We start from the raw sequence: 16928 nt of genomic DNA on the forward strand, positions 1-16928 counted from the left end.
ATGCATCCTTCTTTGTCTTTCGTACCTCTGATCATCAAAGGTAGTTCACGAGACTCAACTGCTGGATTTTCGAGACAATGGTGTAGGCCGTCTCCAACTGGGTCTGGAGTGTATTCACCAGCGTCGACGCTTCCGACGTATCCACGCCCTGGAGATCGACGAGCTTGTTTTGAATAATGTTCGACTGCGCATCGAGTGCGTCGTTGGCCTTCTCGACCCGCTCCTGCGAAAGGCCGAGCTGGCTTGCCTGCGTGACGATGCCCGTCGTCGCCTGGGCGGCATAGCCGATCGCCTTGGAGGTCACCTTGCCCAGTGCGTCGGCACTGAGGCCTTGGCCGGCCAGCGCCGAAACAGTAATCGAAGCCAGTGCGAAGTAGCGCATGCCTTCCGAGTTCGCGTTGGTCGATGAGGTCACGACTTCCGAGTTGCTGATGCGGCTGGTCATGTTCTGATTGGAAGCGCTCGACCAGCCCGTGGTTGGATCGGTCCAGCTAGCCTCGGAGAACATCGGCTCGACCGTGCCGGTGATGAAGGTTTCCATCTCGGGGCCGGTGAGTTCGCCAACCGTCTTGCTGAGTGAGGCCGCGTAGGTGCCAAGCGCCGCCGTGATGTTGGCGGTCACCGTGGCCGACTGATCCTTCAACGGCTGCACATCGGTGTTGATACCGGAGAACAGGTATTCGCCGTTCAGCATGGTGTTGCCGGTATCCATGAGCTGCGAAAGAGCGTCGCCGGCAGACTGCATGGCCACCGTGATGCTGGTCTTGTCCTGGCTGCCCTGAAGCGCGGTCAGCTTGGAAACGAGCGCGTCACCCGCCTTCTTCATGCTGTCGAGGCCGAGCTGCGAGGCTTCAAGCCGACCGGAAACGACGGAGTTGCTGCCCTTGAGGGCTGCGATACGGCTGATTTCGGACGTGAAGTTCACGCTCTTGGCGGCCCCGGAACCCAGCGACGCGCCGATATCGGCGTAGACGCCCGTGGTTGCCTCCAGCGAAGAGGTAATCAGCTGCTTCTGCGTCTGACGGATCGTCAATCGCATTGCGTCTTGAATTGCAGAGCTAGAAATAAATGAACTTTTCATGGCTTAACTCGCTATGTCCAGCAATGACTTCAACATCTCGTCGACGGCATTCAAAATTTTCGTGGCCGCCTTGTAGGATTGCTCGATGTCGAGAAGGAGCGTCAGTTCCTCATCGAGATTGACGCCGGTCTCGTTGGAATAAGCTTCCGTCGAGCGCGAGAGTGCAGCCGACGTATTTTCGGAAGCGGTCGTTGCGTCGCTTCGGTATTGCTCGAGCCAGCCGACCGAATTCGACGCGTAGTCCATGATGTTGACATTCGACGAAATGCCCGCATCCGAAGAGAAGGTCTGAGCCTTGCCCATCTCGGTGTAGAGCGCGTCGAGATTGTCTGAAAAGCCGCTGCTGTTCGTCGTATTGAGGTTGGTGAGCCCCGAGATCGATCCATCGCGCAGCTTCATCGGGTCGCCGCCCTGGCTGGTGATGACCGCAGTGTTTACCGTGATGGTGCCCGCGATGCCGTCGATCACGCCCGTTGTCGTCGGCGTGCCACCCGGTGTTCCCGCGGCCGTACTCCAGACAAAGAGGCCTGGCTGTGTCGTTGTGGGCGTTCCACCCGTCTCCGAAAACATGGTGACCAGAGACTTCGCAATCTCGTCGAGCTGCGACTGGAACGTCGGCGCGATATCATCGCGCACCTGCAGGAGCGCCTGTAGGCTTCCCTGCGCCGTCGTCGTCGAACCCTGCCCCTTGCCGAGCAGAACGCCGTCAATATAGACGCCGTTGCCTTGCGTCTGTGCGGTATAGGTGTCCTGTGCAACGAAGGTCACGGTGCGCGGGATCGTATCGAAAACGACCGTTCCGTCCGTGGTATAGAGCGCCATGTCGCCGTTGTCGCGATCGACCGCGTTCACGCCCACGATGGAGGATATCTGCTTCAGCAGCTTGTCGCGCTCGTCCAGAGCATCGGCCGGATTGCCGCCGGTCCCCGTAGCACTCTTGACGGCGTCGTTTGCCGTCTTGAACTGGGCGAGCAGCGAGTTAAGCGTCGCAACCTGCGTTGCGATTTCCTTGTCAGCGTCCCGGCGTATCGCCTGAACGGACTTTGTCGCGTTGTTCAGCGAATTGGCGACATCCTGCGCCGCGGTAATCGCGCTTTGTGCAGCGGTGGTGCTGCTCGGCGACGTGCCGAAGGCCTGCAGTTTTTCACGAAACGTCGCAAGGTAAGTTGCCGGCGACGTTTCGTAGTCGTTTCCACCCATGATGGATTTCAGGTCGCTGAGACCGCTGAGCAGGGTCTGTTGACCACTGTCCTGGGCGCTCGCCTTCAGCCACTGCCGCAGCAGCGCGTCTTCCTGCGCGCGGCTGATCTTCACGACCTGCGAACCGTTCAGCGAAGTGCTGATCAGCGCCTGCCGGCGCACGTAGTCGCTGTTGCTGGAGTTGGCGATATTGTTCGACACCACACTGCTTTGAGTGCCGGTGTTGTTGAATATGCTCTGCGCAGTATTCAGTGCGGAAGTGAGCGACATGGCTTACCCGAACCCTACTTATCTCTTGAGGTTGACGAGAACGTCCATGATGTCGGCTCCCGTCTGGAAGACCTTGGAATTGGCGGTGTAGCTGCGCTGCGACTCGATCATCTCGGTCAGTTCGCCGGCGAGATCGACGTTCGAGCTTTCCAGTGCGCCCGACTGAATGGAGCCGAAGCCGTTGGTCTGCGGGAAGCCGGTGACCGTAACGCCCGACTGTCCGTTGGCGCTGTAGACGTTGCCGCTCATCAGCGTCATGTTGTCAGGGCTCGCAACGGTTGCGAGTGGCACGCGATAAAGCGGCTTCGACGTTCCATCCTTGTACTTGGCGTAGACCGTACCGTCCTTGTCGATCGACACGCTATCGACCGGGCTGGCTGCCTGGCCATTCGGCGTGCCGCTGCCGGCGAACTCGGATGCGAGCTGCGTGAAGCCGCTGAGATCCATGGCGATCGATCCACCCGTTACCGGGTCCGTGAGCGTCATCGCGCCGGTGGATGTGGATGCCATCTTGCCGTTTGCGTCGAAGGTCAGAGACGTAGTGCCAACTGCAGCGGACGAGTACGGGAAGGACGACGTCCCACCTGTCGCCGCGTCATCATGGCGGTAGACTGCAACTTGCCAGGTGCCGGAGGTTGCCGGCGGACCGGCCGTCGCGGCCGCTGTCTTGGTGAAGTAGAAGTCGTACTGGACCGTGTTGCCGAGCTTGTCGTAGCCGACCATCGACATCTGCTTCGTGTCGGCGGTGATCGGCGCCGTGTTGGAGCTCGGCAGGTTGCCGGTCGCAACGTTGGCATTCGAGTTCAGGTTGCCGGTGAACGTGCCCGTCGTCGACTCGATCGCAGTCAGACCGGACTGGTTGACGTTGATCGGGACGAGACCGGAGAAGCCGTTGACGACGACGGACGGCGCGCCGGAGTCGTAGGAATAGCCCATCAGCTTGAAGCCGGCGGCGTTGACGAGGTTGCCCTGGTCGTCCTTGGTAAAGTCGCCGGCGCGGGTCAGAACCGGAACGCCATCCGGGCTCTGAACGATGAAGAAGCCATCCCCTGAAATCGCCAGGTTGTAGGGGGAGGTCGTGTAGGAGATGTCACCCTGCTCGGAAACAGACTGGCGAACGGCGGACTGAACGCCACCCGAATTGTAGTTGCCGGAGGTCGATGGCAGGACCAGCGACGAGAAGGCGGTCGAAACGGACTTGTAACCCGTCGTGTTTGCGTTCGCGATGTTGTCGGCGACGGTGCTGAGGCGGTTTGCCTGGGCGTTCATGCCGGACACTGCCGTCTTCATGCTGCCAAAAATGCTCATCTGAAAACCTCGATTCCCTTAGTAGGCTTGAGAGTATTTGGTGGGCCTTGCGTGAAGCTGTCTGGGGCCGAACCGTCGTCGCGAAATAAGCGACCAGATCCGGGCGACTGAGGCCCGGTTTAAAAATCAGTTCCAGTCGATGCAGTAGCCAAGGAAGCGCTTGGAATCGACCGGATCGAAGCCGAGCTTCTTCCGCAGCTTCTTCCGCAGCTTGGAGATGTGGCTTTCAACGACGTTTTCTTCGACTTCCTCGTCGAAGATCCCGTAGATCGCGTTGAATATCTGGGTCTTGGTGACACGCCGACCGCGGTTCGCGATCAAGTATTCCAGGATTCGACGCTCGCGACGGGGAAGCGCAAAAACTTCGCCGTGAATCTCAGGATCGCGCCCGTCCGAGAACACGCGGATCGCGCCAATGTCGGTGTGGCTGGAAATCGCTTTCAGGCGACGCCGGATCGCGGCGGCACGAGCGAGGATCTCGCGGGGATGGACGGGCTTGCGTACGACGTCATCGACGCCACAATCAAAAAGTGCAAGCGTGTTTTCCAGTGACGGCTGATCGCTGACCGCAATCACCGGCGCCATGGTCCGGTCGCGGATCGCGCGCGGCAGCTCGAAAGTCTGCTGCCCCTGCCCGATCAGGAACGCCTCAACAGCCGCAATATCGGAATCCGCTGCCGCCTGAACCCATTCCCCGAATTCATTCGGATCAAAACCTGTGGAGGGAATTCCTTCCCGTCCAAAAAGTGAAGTGTATCCATCCTTCACGAGCTCACGCTCATCAACCACTACGATCATTCGTCCGCCTCCGAATCACTGGTGGTACCTCGATGCTCTATGGGTACGAATCGCGCGATTCTGGGACAAGCTGTAGGAACTCACTGGCAGAAATTAATAGTTGATTAAGAATTGAGGCGCGATTTGATCTACATGTAGTAGCAGTCGCATTTTATGCACACAAAAATTTCGTGGAAAAGTTAACAAAGCCTAAAATGTGATTTGCTTCGCCATATTGAGACAGAATCTCGCCACAATATGACACATTTCTGATTTGTTCTGTTTTCCGCTATCTTTGATTGTGTCAGTTCTGGCAGAAGTTGCTCGCATTGGGAGTCCACTTGCCGTAGCCGGTGGCGACCAGATTGGCGATGACCCGGCACACATATCGCTTCTGGGCGGGGTCGTTGTTGGGGCCGGCGTGGTAACGAGCCACGGCCATCGTCCAGGTTTCGTGCCTGTCGTGAAGGTTACGCAGGAACTTCGCAGCGTATTCCACGTTGCGACGGGGGTCGAACATCTCTTCCGCCGACTGGAAATTCTCACCATGGTAGTACTGGTTGATCTGCATGCAGCCGATGTCGATGAGCTTCGCACCCGATCTGCGCGCCACATCGACCTGCCTCAAGGCGTCCTGCTCCGAGGATGGAAAGAAGGCCTTGCCCTCGATGTTCAGCGCGTAAGGATAGAGCGAGCCCTTGCGTCCGGTCTCGGTCAGACCGACGGAATAGAGTATGCCCTCGGGGATGCCATACTTCAGCGCCGCTGTCTGGATTTCCCTCTCACAGGCGCTGTTCGAGGCCTGCGCGCTAGAGATAGACGTCGCCAGCGCGACCGCTGCCAGTGGCGCCAGAAGAAGTGCTTTCAACACTGCTTTCACCCGAGCCATTGAAGCCTCCGCCAGTTCGCTGCCCTGATTGATTTTGGCGTTCACGCGCCTCGCCGCCCTGGCCTTGCTGCGTCTGGCCCTGCGACTGGCCTTGGGCGCCGGCCTGATTGCCAGTGTCCGAGCGGTCTACGGGCGCCATGCTGATCGTCACGTTGTCGATCGCATAGCCCTGACCGCGCAATGCCTCGATGATCTTGTGGTGGTCTTCCTTGAGCTGCCTGTAGGCCGCTCCGGTCTCGACCTTCAGGTCAACGTTCAGTGCGTCGCCCTGCAGCCGCATCGTCGCCGTGACAAGGCCGAGGTCTATCGGGTTCATCTGGATCTTGAGCGTGTTCACGACCTTGCCGGTGCTGGTCCACTCAGCGGCGTTCGACAACGCGGAACTGGCCTGCATGGCATGGGCCCATTCGCGATCGCCCGATATCGCCGCGGTCACCGCTGCGGAATTGGTGTTCTGCGCAAGGCCGATGTAGCGGCGCGAGTCGAGAATGGCGACACTTTCCACGCCCGATTTGCCGCCGGATTCGGCGGCTGCGTCGTTGTCGATGCCGAGATGCATGTCCATGGACTGACCGCGACCGTCAGCGCGGCTCAGCCTGAAGGTCGCGCCCTCAATGTCGCTAGAATCCTCGGTGCCGGGGAGCTCTGCGCCCACGGTGGCCTCGAGGTTCACCGGATCGGTGTCAGTGACTGCCTCGTCCCGGAGCTTCATGCCGTTGACGGACTTTTCCTTGGCATCGACCGAGGACTTCGGGTCTACCTTCTGGTTCGTTGCTGCGGTCATTGCCGCAAATGCCGATGCGGCCGTTGCGTCGGTCGGCAACTGCTTCAGCAGGCTCAGGACATCAGAAAGCGCGCTGTCGTCGTCGGCGCCATTCTTGGCGTCGGGGGCGTCCTCCTTTGTCGGCTTGTCGCCCTTCACGGCTTCCGCCGTTACTTTATCGTCCAGCTTGTCCGAGAGATGCTCCGGCTCGGCCTTGCCAGCGTGCTTACCGCCGGTTTTCGAGTCACGCTCCGTTTTCTTCGTCTCTTTGTCGTCCAAACCTGGCGTTTTTTCTTTCGTCTCCGTCTGCGTCGCCAGCGACGCGTTACCGAGATCGATCAATGCCCTCGCGCTCGTTTGACGTGGCGCATTCGATACGCTGCCGTCATCGGCGTGCTGGCCGGACTGCCCTCCAGTGTCCTGCTTTCCGCTAGCCTTGTTCAGGACGTCAGAGAACCCGCCTGTATCCGGATCGCCGCTGTTGCCAGTTTGACGACCGACGCCGGCAACAGAGCTAGCCCCTGCTCCAGACGCTCCCCCCGAAACGCTGATATCCACCATCTCAGTTGCTTTCCTTGTTCAAGAGGCCGTCAATCTCATCCAGTTGCGATCGGCTCGACGTCACGAACGCGCTGAACGATGGATCCGCGTCCCCCTGTCCTCCCTCGGAAGGTGCGGCCGATATCGCTTCCCCCGCAACAGGAGCCGGATCAGGGTTCGGTATTTCCCCCTGCTCCGCCTCCGTCGACGCTGCTGCCTGTTCAGACGTAATTTCTTGCTCGTGAGATTTAGGGGTGGTCGCTTGCGTCAAGCTTGCCGGGTCCGGCGGACGAAGCACTTGTTCTGCAACTGCCCTTGCCGCGGCTCTTAGCGCCTTGTCGCGGGGCGACAACTCGTCGTCGGAGATCGTGGCAATGTTCTTGGCAGCCGTATCGATCTTGTCCGTCGGAATAGCCGCCATGCCACCATAGAAGTCTGCCAGCGCGCCAAAGGCGTTGTCGGAATCGCCGGCGAGTGTCTGAGCGCGAGCGGCAGCCATACGCGCGAGATCGCCCTTGCCGGCGATCGCAGCAGCGCGGGCGATGCGGAGATAGACTTCCCGCTGCCGAGGTTCATCCATGAACGAAAGGATGCTAACGACATCGTCCGGCTTCACCTCGTGATTATGGTTCACGAGCAGTTTGACGAACAGGTCCGCGAATTGGCTTGCGTAGGGCGAATGCAGGAAGCGGCGGACATAGCGCTGCGAATAGTCGAGGCCCTTGTCCACCATTCCGGCATCGACGCAAATCGATACCGAACGGCGCAGTGCCGCCTCCTCGACGATCGTGCCCGGCGCACTGAGGCGTGCCTGATCATAGAGCTTCAGCGCTTCCATAGGGCTCTTGGCGATGGTGACGTTGCCACCGACCAGGGCCAGGTAGGGACCAATTTTCTTGTCTTTGTATTCATTCGCGGTCTCGACAAGGCTCTGGGCGACCAACAATCCCTTGCCGCTCAGATACTTCCGCAAGACGTCGCTGACGCGGTTGTCGAAGTAGCCATTCACATCGCGCGAGACGAGGTATTCGAGCGTCTGCGGATTGCCGCCGCTCATCGCATACACCAGCGCCGCATCGACGTTGCGGTCGTCGTCAAACACGGACGGATCGATGGTTCTGAGGCGCTGATCGATCGTACCCAGCATGAAGCGCTGCATCTCCGCTGCCGAGTGGTCGCCGAGCACAACGGAGTCCTGGACGAACTGCAGCGAACGCAGCATCTTGTAGGGCGCAATATCCTCCTGATCCTCCGCGTAGGCCGGCGCGGCCGGGCTGGCTGCGAGACCGAGGAGCAGAAGCAGGAGATGGCGGTGGTGACGGACCATGAATTATCCCTGATCCGCCTGCAGCAGTATTTCGATACGTCTGTTGGTGGCGTTGAAGGGATCCGCCTGATCCTTCAGCTTGCGGTCGGCAAAGCCCGACACCTGGGAGATGCGCTTTTCGTCGACGCCACCACGAACGATCATGTAGTAGGCCGCCTGAGCGCGATCCATCGACAAACGCCAGTTCTCGTTTTCGCCCTTGTATTGACGGCCATCGGTATGCCCGCGAATGACGACGGCACCTGGCTTGCCCTTCAGGATCTCGCCGATCTTTTCCATCGCAAGGACCATTTCCTTGCGCGGAACGGCCGATCCGATATTGAACATTGAGTCGTCGCTCTGGTCGGAAATACTGACGAGCAGGCCACCTTCCGAAGGCGTCACCGTGAGTCCTTCGGCCAGCTTTCCGGCAACGCCGCTGATCTGCTGAGAGATTTCCTTCTGCAGGTCCTGGGCTTGCTTCTGCTCGGCCGCCTTCTGCGCTTCGGTTTGGCTGCCTTCCTTGCTTTCAGCGGCCGTCTTGGATGAGGCCGCATGCTCGGGCGTCTTGCCCTCCGCCGCTTGCTCTTCCTGCGTCTTGCCGTTTGTCAGATCCGCAGGGTTCTCGGATTCGGCCTTGGCAACTTCCGTCGCTTCTGCCGCGCTATCGGCTGGCGTGTCCTTCGACGCCGGCTGTTTCTTGTCAGCCTGCGTCACTTCCACCTGCTTGGTCCAGAAATCCGGATCGAAGGGGTCGCGGTAGGCCTCTCCGCCGTCGGCACCTGTAGCCGGACCGGACTCGCTGGCTCCGCCCTCGCCCTTGGCGCTGACATTTGCCTGCTGACCGACTTCCTGTGCGATCTCCGCCAGAACAGAATACGGGTTCTCGAAGAAGTCCGCTTCCGAGTAGTTGGTCTGATCGCCCGACGTGGACGTCTGATCGTCACCGTTTGCGGCCGATGCACCCTTGGTGGGTTCGTCCTCTTTTTCCTTCGACTTGTCCTGTTTCTGGTCGCCATCAGCCTGATCGACAGGCTTTTTCAGGCCCTTCTCCGTCGGCTTTTCGTCGGCGAGCTTGATCGGGTTGAAGTAGGTCGCGACGGACGCCTTGGTTTCCTCGTTCGCAGCATTCACCAGCCACATGACGAGAAAGAACGCCATCATCGCCGTCATGAAGTCGGCATAGGCAATCTTCCAGGCGCCACCGTGCGCACCATCGTGATCGCCGCCGCCATGCCGCTTGACGATGATGATCTCGTTTTTGCCGTGATGGTGGTTTTCGCTATCACTCATTCCAGGACTTTCTTCAAGCTGGTCGCCCAGGCCGACAGACGCGTGACAAGTACAGCGTCGCCAAATTCGGCCGTCAGGTCGACATCGCTCGTTTCATGGTGGCGCAGAAGACCCGCCTTCTCGCCAAGGGTATTCTTCAGCACCTCGAACAGGGGCGCCGGGCCCCTAACCGTCACCGTACCGACGTCTCCCTCAAGCATCGCCTCGCGAAGGATGACAGCGAGGTTTGCTGCGGCCTTTTTCGACATGACGTCGGTCATAACGGGCGCGAGGGTCGTCGCGACAGTCGCGCTGACCAGCGCTGCGATCTCGCCCGCAATGGTATCCAGTCGGGAGGCGATCAGCTCCGCCGTCTCGGCTTCGTACCGGCTGCGAAGCTCTTCGATTTCACGCTGGTGAACGAGAGCAACGGTTTGCGCCTCGAGTTCATACTTTTCCGCCAACTCCGCAGTCGCTTCGGCATGACCGTCGGCATGAGCACTGCGACGTTCTGCTTCGATATCGACGACCGGTTCAGCAGGAATGCCTGCGAAATCACCGAAATCGTGCGGGAAATCATCAGCTTCCGCGGCGGGCGCAATCACGGCGGGCTCGCCAAAATCCTTCAAGTATCGAGAAAGCAGCGCGCTCACCGAACCACCCCCGTAGCTGCAGAAATCTGCGACATGCCGCGCCCCACCATGAACTGACAACTCTTCAGGCACGGTCTCCGCACTGCGCCTTTGTATCGAAACTAGGAAGTCAAACTTGCGCGAAGATGAAGGGGCGCAGCCGAATGAAGAAGCCGGCAGCGCACCTCGCGGTTTGTCACTGCAGAAGGATCAGGACCTTGCTCGCGGCCGTGTTGAGGATCGAGATTGTTTGAACGCCCATCTGCTGCTGCGTCTGCAGTGCCTTCTGGCGGGCCGAAGCTTCGTCCATATCGGTATCGACCAGAGCGCCGACACCCTTGTCGATCAGATCCGACATATCGGCGGTGTAGTCGATCCGGTCGTTGATACGGGCACTCATGATGCCGAGGCCTGCCGCCGTTGTCGTCAAGGTCGTGAGCAGCTTGTCGACGACGGAGAGCATATCGGTGATCTGCGCCGGCGTGGTGGTGGCATCCAGCTTGATCTCGTTTCCGGCAGCCGGCACAGTCGATCCGGCGGAAAGCAGGTAGTAGTTGCGGGCCGTCGATGTGCCATCCGGGTTCAGGGTGTTGGCATCGACCGCTTTCGTCAGCAAGCCGCGGCCAGCATCGGCCGTATCGATCATCACGGTTTGATCTGCGGGATAGCTGATCGTCTGCGCCTGGTATTCGCCATTGGTCCCGCGTGTGAAGCCGCCAATCGCGCTTCGGGAGGTCGGCAAGGTCGCATCCCGGTTGAGCAACCAGTTTTCGCCGGCAATGTTGGTCGACTGCACCGTTGTTTGGAGCTGGTTTTTCAGCTCGGTCAGCGTGGTGTTGAGCTTCTCCTTGTCGACGCCAACTTCTTGGGCGGATACGAGGGTCGCGCGAATTTCGCCAAGCTGATCGATAAGACCTTCCATCGCCGTGTAGGCGGTATCGACCTTTGAGGCACCGACGCCCAGAGCGTCGTGGATGTTCTGCAGCGAACTGCTGTCGGAGCGCAATACACTGGCAAAAGACCAATAGGTCGCATCGTCCGCGGCGGTTTCGACGCGATACCCCGACGACACCTGTTGCTGCGCCGTCGCAACTTCCTTGTTGATGATGCGCAATGCTGCGAGGGCATTTACCTGTCCGGCACTCGTGATTTTATAGGTCATTTTCGGGCTCTGGCGTAGGGAAAGAGGCAGGCCGGCAGCCGGCGGCGACTGGCTTGGCATCATGCCGCCGGCTGTCATTCAGCCGGCTTGTCGCGAAAACAAATCAATTGTGAACAGAAGGTAACCAAGGCTTGCGGGTGGCGCAAGGGCCCGCCGCTCACCGGCGCAAGCCTCGCGCAATCTTGATTTTCGCTTCAAAAACAAAAAGAAAGCTGCACCCGAGGGTGCAGCTTTCGCTAGCCGTAGAGACGGCCAAGAACGTCTTAGTTCTGGAACAGGGTAAGGATGTTTTGCGCGCTGGAGTTCGCAATCGACAGCGACTGAATGGCCAATTGCTGTTGTGTCTGCAACGCCGTCAGCTTGCTCGATTCTTCTTCCATGTCCGCGTCGACCAGGCGGCCGACACCGGAGTCGATTGAATCGCTCAGGTTGGACACGAAGCTTTCCTGAAGATCGATGCGCGTCGAGATGGATCCGAGCTGGGACGCCGCCTTCGTAAGGGAGTTGAGGCCATCCTCAACGGACGTCAGAGCGAGGTTGATTTCGCCTGAGTCGAAGGCTGTGATGTCCATAGCGAAGATCGAGCCGATCGTGCCGTTGCTCGTGCCTATGATGCCGGTCGCGGTATCGATAGCACCCGTGGCCGTGACGCCGAAGAGAACGTTGCCTTGCGAGCCGTCGTCCAGCGTATATTCGGTCGTCTGCACGGAGACCTGACCGTTTGTATCGCGAACGAAGGAAGAAACGACGCTCTTTGTGGTGTTGCCCGCAACCCAGTTCTCGCCGGAGAAAGACGCCGACTGCGCAACGCTCAGCAGCTGCTGCTGGAGTTGGGAGATCTCGTCCTGGATCTTCGTCTTGTCGACGCCCTTTTCGGTTGCAGCGACGAGCTTCGCCTTGATCTCGGAGACGATGTCGATCGCGGAATCCATTGCCGAGTAAGCCGTGTCGACCTTGGCAGCACCGAGGCCGAGGGCGTCCGAGACAGCGGAAAGCGCCTTGTTGTCGGAACGCATGGTCGTTGCAATCGACCAATAGGCAGCGTTGTCCTTGGCCTCCGCGACGCGATAGCCCGAGGACACACGATTCTGCGTGTCTTCCAGGTTACCACTGATGCTGCGCAGGGTCTGGAGAGCGGACATCGCCGCGACGTTCGTCAAAATACTGGTCATGAAAATTTCGCCCCTTACTGGCAAATATCGAAAAGGGACATTCCGGTCCGCCACCGGGAACGGCAATCAGCGTCATGCCTGCTAACCGCCTCTTAAGGTTGGTTAACATACCGTTTCGTTGACGGCAGAAAACACGAGTTTGGTTAACGAGGAGTTAACGAACAATAAAAAAGCCGCTCTCGAGCGAGAGCGGCTTCCTGATGGCCGCCGGAAGACCGGCGGCTGTTTTTCCAGAACCCTTGCGGTTCCCGCTATTAGCTCCGGAACAGCGAGAGGATGTTCTGCGACGAGGAGTTTGCAATCGACAGCGACTGGATCGCCAGCTGCTGCTGCGTCTGCAGGGCGCTGAGCTTGGAAGATTCTTCTTCCATGTCAGCGTCAACGAGGCGGCCGACGCCGGAGTCGATCGCGTCGCTCAGCGAGGACACGAAGTTGGACTGCAGGTCGATGCGGGTCGAGATCGAGCCGAGCTTCGAGCCCAGTGCCGTCATCTTGGTCAGAGCGGTTTCGACGTCCGTCAGCAAGTTGTCGATGTCGCCCTTGGTGCTGGAGCTGGTGATCGTGAAGCCGACGATCGAGGAGGTCGAAGCCGTGCCGTTCGCGCCGAGGATACCGTCGGTACCGGTGTCGTCGAGCAGCAGGTCGTCAGCGGTGGAGTCGTATGCCGTGGTGTTGACAGAGATCCCGCCTGCGGCGTCGCGAACGAACGAGGAGACGACGCTCATGGTCGTGCCGATCGTGTTCTTGACCCAGTTCTGGCCGTTGAACGAAGCAGAGCTTGCGACGCTCTCGAGCTGGTCCTGCAGCTGAGTGATTTCGTCCTGGATCTTGCCCTTGTCGACGCCTTCTTCGGTCGCGGCAACGAGCTTGGCCTTGATCTGCGAAACGACGTCGATGGCGCTTTCAACAGCGGTATAGGCTGTGTCAACCTTGGCGGCACCCATGCCGAGTGCGTCGGATACGGCCGAGAGAGCGCCGTTGTCGGACTTCATCGTGGTGGCGATCGACCAGTAGGCAGCGTTGTCAGCTGCCTTTTCCACGCGCAGACCAGAGGAAACGCGGTTCTGGGTATCAGACAGGTTGCTGTTGACGTTCCGCAGCGTCTGGAGAGCTGCCATTGCGGAGTTGTTGGTCAGAATGCTTGTCATGATTAGTGCCCCTTGTTCGGCGATGTGTAGAAAGGGACATCCGGATTTTGACCGGGAACGGCGGTCAGCGTCATGCCTGTTGACGATTCTTTATTCGGTCAACTCACCGTTTCGATGGGCACATAAGACCCCAACATAGTTAAGAAACACTGAACCGAATTAAGAAAATTGCTAAAAGAATCCGTTACTTAGGTGTTAACGTTCATTAACTGCGTGTTAACGAAAATGCGGCCGGGGGATGCCCGGCCGCATAAAGTTTCGATTGTCCAGACCTTCGCCGGCTATTAGCCGCGGAACAGCGAGAGGATGTTCTGCGACGAGGAGTTTGCAATCGACAGCGACTGGATCGCCAGCTGCTGCTGCGTTTGCAGGGCGCTGAGCTTGGAAGATTCTTCTTCCATGTCAGCGTCAACGAGGCGGCCGACGCCGGAGTCGATCGCGTCGCTCAGCGAGGACACGAAGTTGGACTGCAGGTCGATGCGGGTCGAGATCGAGCCGAGCTTCGAGCCCAGTGCCGTCATCTTGCCCAGAGCGGTTTCGACGTCCGTCAGCAGGTTGTCGATGTCGCCCTTGGTGGTGGAGCTGCTGATCGTGAAGCCGACGATCGAGGAGGTCGAAGCCGTGCCGTTCGCGCCGAGGATACCGTCGGTGCCGGTGTCGTCGAGCAGCAGGTCGTCAGCGCCAGAAGTGTAAGCGGTGGTGTTGACCGATACGCCGCCAGAGGAGTCACGAACGAACGAGGAGACGACGCTCATGGTCGTGCCGATCGTGTTCTGGACCCAGTTCTGGCCGTTGAACGAAGCAGAGCTTGCGATGCTCTCGAGCTGGTCCTGCAGCTGAGTGATTTCGTCCTGGATCTTGCCCTTGTCGACGCCTTCTTCGGTCGCGGCAACGAGCTTGGCCTTGATCTGCGTGACGACGTCGATGGAGCTTTCAACAGCGGTATAAGCTGTGTCAACCTTGGCGGCACCCATGCCGAGTGCGTCGGATACGGCCGAGAGAGCGCTGTTGTCGGACTTCATCGTGGTGGCGATCGACCAGTAGGCAGCGTTGTCAGATGCCTTTTCCACGCGCAGACCAGAGGAAACATGGTTCTGCGTCTTGGACAGGTTGCTATTGACATTCCGCAGCGTCTGGAGAGCTGCCATTGCGGAGTTGTTGGTGTTAATGCTTGTCATGGTTGTCCCCAAAAACTAGATACAAAGGAGGACATTACCGGACTTTATACCGGTGATGACGGAACAGCCTCATGCCCCTCGGCCCGTTTTCCTCGGAACCAAACCCGTCATGTGAGGAGGAATGTCGCAGCCAATGTTTGAGAACTCCTTAACGTCGATCGCGGCCTAAAGGGGAAGCATTTCAATGGTTAACAGCCGATTGCTTTCTCAGCGACACCTGTTTCGAGCAAGGTTCATCGGGCAATCTGGAAGATGCGAAGCTGCGTTTACGCCATAAGTCCACCCCATGGGCGAGGCGACAGATGCACGCAAGCGCAGCATTGCCACGATTTCCGCATGGAGTTGGTCTTGAACAGCAAAGTTTCGTTCGCTACCGCATCAAAAGACTACCAGAACGGCCGCTATCTCCAGTCCCTGACAACGCTGAACACGTTGCTGGACGAACAGAAGGACGGGAAGACATACGCGCTGCTCGGCAAGAACCTCCTGCAATTGGGAATGAAGGCCGACGCGGCTCTCGCCTTCGCTCTTGCCGGGGATATGGACGGAAAGGCGGGCCTCGAACATCTGCGTCGCGCCGCCATGCTGCACTTCGAGTGCGGAAACGAAGAGGACGCCCATTTGCTGGCCCTGCGGCTGGTGGCACGGCTCCCCCAGGACGCCGACATCGCTTACATTCTTGCTTCGATCTATCTGAAGCGCGGCCGTATGGACCTGCTCAGTCCTTTCAGAAAGGTCCTCGGCGAAAGCAACAATCCGGATCACGTTCGGCTTTCGGTATATTTGCTGACCAATGATCCCCATGACAGAAGCGCCGACGCGCTCATCCGCACCCTCTTCAGGCGCTTCCCGGATATCCTGGCCCTGCGCCTGTTGTACCTGCTCCTGGTCCGCGAGACCTGTGATTTCGAAGCAACCGATAAGGGACAGCCGGCGATCGACGCATTGATCGCTCAGGGCGATCTATCGCTCTTCAAGCACGAAAGCGCATTCTACAATCTCCAATGGTGCAGGGACGAGGCGCTGAACAAACTGGCGACTGCGGGCACCACCGAGATCAGCGAAGAAGCTCGACGCGACCGGCGCACGCGCCCTCACGAATGGGCGCGCAAGGTGCGCATCGGGTATCTGTCCTCGGATTTCTGGGATGGCCACGCAACGATGAAGCTCCTGGGGCGCGTTCTCGAATTACATGATCGCGAACGGTTCGACATAACCCTCTATTGCCACACCCAGGCTGACCACCTCAAACGCAACAACACCGACCGCTCCATCTGGGGAAAGATCGTAGAGGTGGGCGGAATGTCCAACGACGAAATTGCCGGCCTGGTACGGAACCATGGCATCGACATCTTTGTCGATCTCAAAGGCCCGACCAAGTACAGCCGCTACGATGTGCTCAACCACGACGCCGCACCGCTTCACGTTTCCTGGCTGGGTTTCCCGGGAAGCACGATCAACACCGACATCGATTACGTGATCGGTGATCCATATGTGCTGCCCGACGTCGCCAAGCCGCACTATCACGAGAAATTCGCGCGGCTGCCGGAGACTTATCAGCCGAACGACCCTGTTCACAGGCCGCGCCCGATGCCTGTGACGCGCAGCCAGCTCGGGCTGCCGGAAGAAAAGTTCATCTTTGCCTCGTTTAACGCGAACCGCAAAATCACCTCTGCCGTCGTCGACATCTGGTGCAGCATTCTGAAGCGGGCACCGGACGCAGTATTGTGGCTGATGACAACATCCGCGAAAAGCCAAGAAAATCTTGCTCTGCGCTTCCGTAAGCGCGGCATCGCCGCCAATCGCGTGATCTTCTGCCAGTACGGCAAGTACGACAGCCATATAAGCAGGCTTGCGGTTGCCGACCTCGCGCTCGACACATGGCCATACAACGGCCACACGACCTCCTCGGAAGAGCTCTGGGCCGGTCTTCCTGTGCTCACACTGAAGGGCAAGAACTTCGCCTCCCGCGTCAGCGAGAGCCTTCTCAACGCAACCGGTCTACCCGAACTGGTGGCGGCCGACGAGGCATCTTATGAAGACATGGCCGTCGAACTCGCCACAAACCCAGGACGGATGGCCGAATTCAAGCAGCGGCTCAGGGAGAATGCTCGCATCATGCCGCTCTTCGATGCCGAGCGGTTCACGCTGCATCTGGAGAAGGCATACGAGATGATGGTCGAGCGTGCGAAGCTTGGGCTCGAGCCAGATCACCTCGACGTTCCCACCC

Annotated in this window: 14 protein-coding genes; 1 reads left to right on the top strand and 13 read right to left on the bottom strand. The window is 59.1% G+C overall.

What is annotated here, in order from left to right; all coding sequences use genetic code 11:
* Positions 1 to 34: 34 nt before the first annotated feature.
* The 13 genes from JNB88_RS21060 to JNB88_RS21120 all read right to left on the bottom strand — a co-directional run bounded on the left by JNB88_RS21060 (position 35) and on the right by JNB88_RS21120 (position 14698).
* On the bottom strand, positions 35 to 1081 hold the full coding sequence (locus JNB88_RS21060) for a flagellar hook-associated family protein (RefSeq protein ID WP_037139217.1): 1047 nt from the start codon (positions 1079 to 1081) through the stop codon (positions 35 to 37).
* A gap of 3 nt (positions 1082 to 1084) precedes the next feature.
* Positions 1085 to 2551, bottom strand: a complete 1467-nt coding sequence (gene flgK / locus JNB88_RS21065; RefSeq protein WP_220357104.1) for a flagellar hook-associated protein FlgK — start codon at positions 2549 to 2551, stop codon at positions 1085 to 1087.
* 18 nt (positions 2552 to 2569) lie between these two features.
* Entirely contained in the window at positions 2570 to 3859 is a 1290-nt protein-coding gene (locus JNB88_RS21070; RefSeq protein WP_220357105.1) for a flagellar hook protein FlgE, read from the bottom strand.
* A 126-nt stretch (positions 3860 to 3985) separates the two neighbouring features.
* On the bottom strand, positions 3986 to 4657 hold the full coding sequence (gene rem, locus JNB88_RS21075) for a transcriptional activator Rem (protein WP_037139209.1): 672 nt from the start codon (positions 4655 to 4657) through the stop codon (positions 3986 to 3988).
* A gap of 283 nt (positions 4658 to 4940) precedes the next feature.
* Positions 4941 to 5525 carry a transglycosylase SLT domain-containing protein gene (locus tag JNB88_RS21080; RefSeq protein WP_197066827.1) on the bottom strand — a complete coding sequence of 195 codons (585 nt, stop codon included), beginning with the start codon at positions 5523 to 5525 and terminating at the stop codon, positions 4941 to 4943.
* The gene (gene fliK, locus JNB88_RS21085; RefSeq protein WP_220357106.1) at positions 5446 to 6849 is read right to left on the bottom strand and encodes a flagellar hook-length control protein FliK; all 1404 of its coding nucleotides are present in this window, start codon (positions 6847 to 6849) and stop codon (positions 5446 to 5448) included. Before fliK ends, JNB88_RS21080 begins: the two co-directional genes overlap by 80 nt.
* 1 nt (position 6850) lies before the next feature.
* The gene (gene motC / locus JNB88_RS21090; RefSeq protein WP_220357107.1) at positions 6851 to 8155 is read right to left on the bottom strand and encodes a chemotaxis protein MotC; all 1305 of its coding nucleotides are present in this window, start codon (positions 8153 to 8155) and stop codon (positions 6851 to 6853) included.
* A 3-nt stretch (positions 8156 to 8158) separates the two neighbouring features.
* Positions 8159 to 9427 carry a MotB family protein gene (locus JNB88_RS21095; RefSeq protein WP_220357108.1) on the bottom strand — a complete coding sequence of 423 codons (1269 nt, stop codon included), beginning with the start codon at positions 9425 to 9427 and terminating at the stop codon, positions 8159 to 8161.
* A complete protein-coding gene (locus JNB88_RS21100) occupies positions 9424 to 10059 on the bottom strand; it encodes a hypothetical protein (protein WP_220357125.1) in 636 nt (211 codons plus the stop codon). The genes JNB88_RS21095 and JNB88_RS21100 overlap by 4 nt, the downstream gene beginning before the upstream one ends.
* 175 nt (positions 10060 to 10234) lie before the next feature.
* On the bottom strand, positions 10235 to 11200 hold the full coding sequence (locus JNB88_RS21105; RefSeq protein WP_220357109.1) for a flagellin N-terminal helical domain-containing protein: 966 nt from the start codon (positions 11198 to 11200) through the stop codon (positions 10235 to 10237).
* Between the two features lie 263 nt (positions 11201 to 11463).
* On the bottom strand, positions 11464 to 12372 hold the full coding sequence (locus JNB88_RS21110; protein WP_220357110.1) for a flagellin N-terminal helical domain-containing protein: 909 nt from the start codon (positions 12370 to 12372) through the stop codon (positions 11464 to 11466).
* A gap of 254 nt (positions 12373 to 12626) precedes the next feature.
* Positions 12627 to 13520, bottom strand: coding sequence for a flagellin N-terminal helical domain-containing protein (locus JNB88_RS21115; protein WP_220357111.1), 894 nt, complete (start codon positions 13518 to 13520; stop codon positions 12627 to 12629).
* 284 nt (positions 13521 to 13804) lie between these two features.
* Entirely contained in the window at positions 13805 to 14698 is an 894-nt protein-coding gene (locus tag JNB88_RS21120; protein WP_220357112.1) for a flagellin N-terminal helical domain-containing protein, read from the bottom strand.
* Between the two features lie 336 nt (positions 14699 to 15034).
* Between JNB88_RS21120 and JNB88_RS21125 the strand changes: the two genes are divergently transcribed.
* Positions 15035 to 16928 (top strand): O-linked N-acetylglucosamine transferase, SPINDLY family protein (locus JNB88_RS21125; protein ID WP_220357113.1); only part of this gene is annotated, 1894 nt, incomplete at its 3' end.

The sequence above is a fragment of the Rhizobium cauense genome (assembly GCF_019511525.1).
In the GTDB taxonomy this organism is placed as follows: domain Bacteria; phylum Pseudomonadota; class Alphaproteobacteria; order Rhizobiales; family Rhizobiaceae; genus Rhizobium; species Rhizobium cauense.

Excerpts from the sequence above, each read along its gene's own strand:
- JNB88_RS21105 (WP_220357109.1), bottom strand. The coding sequence starts at position 11,200 with ATGACCTATAAAATCACGAGTGCCGGACAGGTAAATGCCCTCGCAGCA.
- rem (WP_037139209.1), bottom strand. The coding sequence starts at position 4,657 with ATGATCGTAGTGGTTGATGAGCGTGAGCTCGTGAAGGATGGATACACT.
- JNB88_RS21095 (WP_220357108.1), bottom strand. The coding sequence starts at position 9,427 with ATGAGTGATAGCGAAAACCACCATCACGGCAAAAACGAGATCATCATC.
- flgK (WP_220357104.1), bottom strand. The coding sequence starts at position 2,551 with ATGTCGCTCACTTCCGCACTGAATACTGCGCAGAGCATATTCAACAAC.
- fliK (WP_220357106.1), bottom strand. The coding sequence starts at position 6,849 with ATGGTGGATATCAGCGTTTCGGGGGGAGCGTCTGGAGCAGGGGCTAGC.
- JNB88_RS21070 (WP_220357105.1), bottom strand. The coding sequence starts at position 3,859 with ATGAGCATTTTTGGCAGCATGAAGACGGCAGTGTCCGGCATGAACGCC.
- JNB88_RS21110 (WP_220357110.1), bottom strand. The coding sequence starts at position 12,372 with ATGACCAGTATTTTGACGAACGTCGCGGCGATGTCCGCTCTCCAGACC.
- motC (WP_220357107.1), bottom strand. The coding sequence starts at position 8,155 with ATGGTCCGTCACCACCGCCATCTCCTGCTTCTGCTCCTCGGTCTCGCA.
- JNB88_RS21060 (WP_037139217.1), bottom strand. The coding sequence starts at position 1,081 with ATGAAAAGTTCATTTATTTCTAGCTCTGCAATTCAAGACGCAATGCGA.
- JNB88_RS21080 (WP_197066827.1), bottom strand. The coding sequence starts at position 5,525 with ATGGCTCGGGTGAAAGCAGTGTTGAAAGCACTTCTTCTGGCGCCACTG.
- JNB88_RS21120 (WP_220357112.1), bottom strand. The coding sequence starts at position 14,698 with ATGACAAGCATTAACACCAACAACTCCGCAATGGCAGCTCTCCAGACG.
- JNB88_RS21115 (WP_220357111.1), bottom strand. The coding sequence starts at position 13,520 with ATGACAAGCATTCTGACCAACAACTCCGCAATGGCAGCTCTCCAGACG.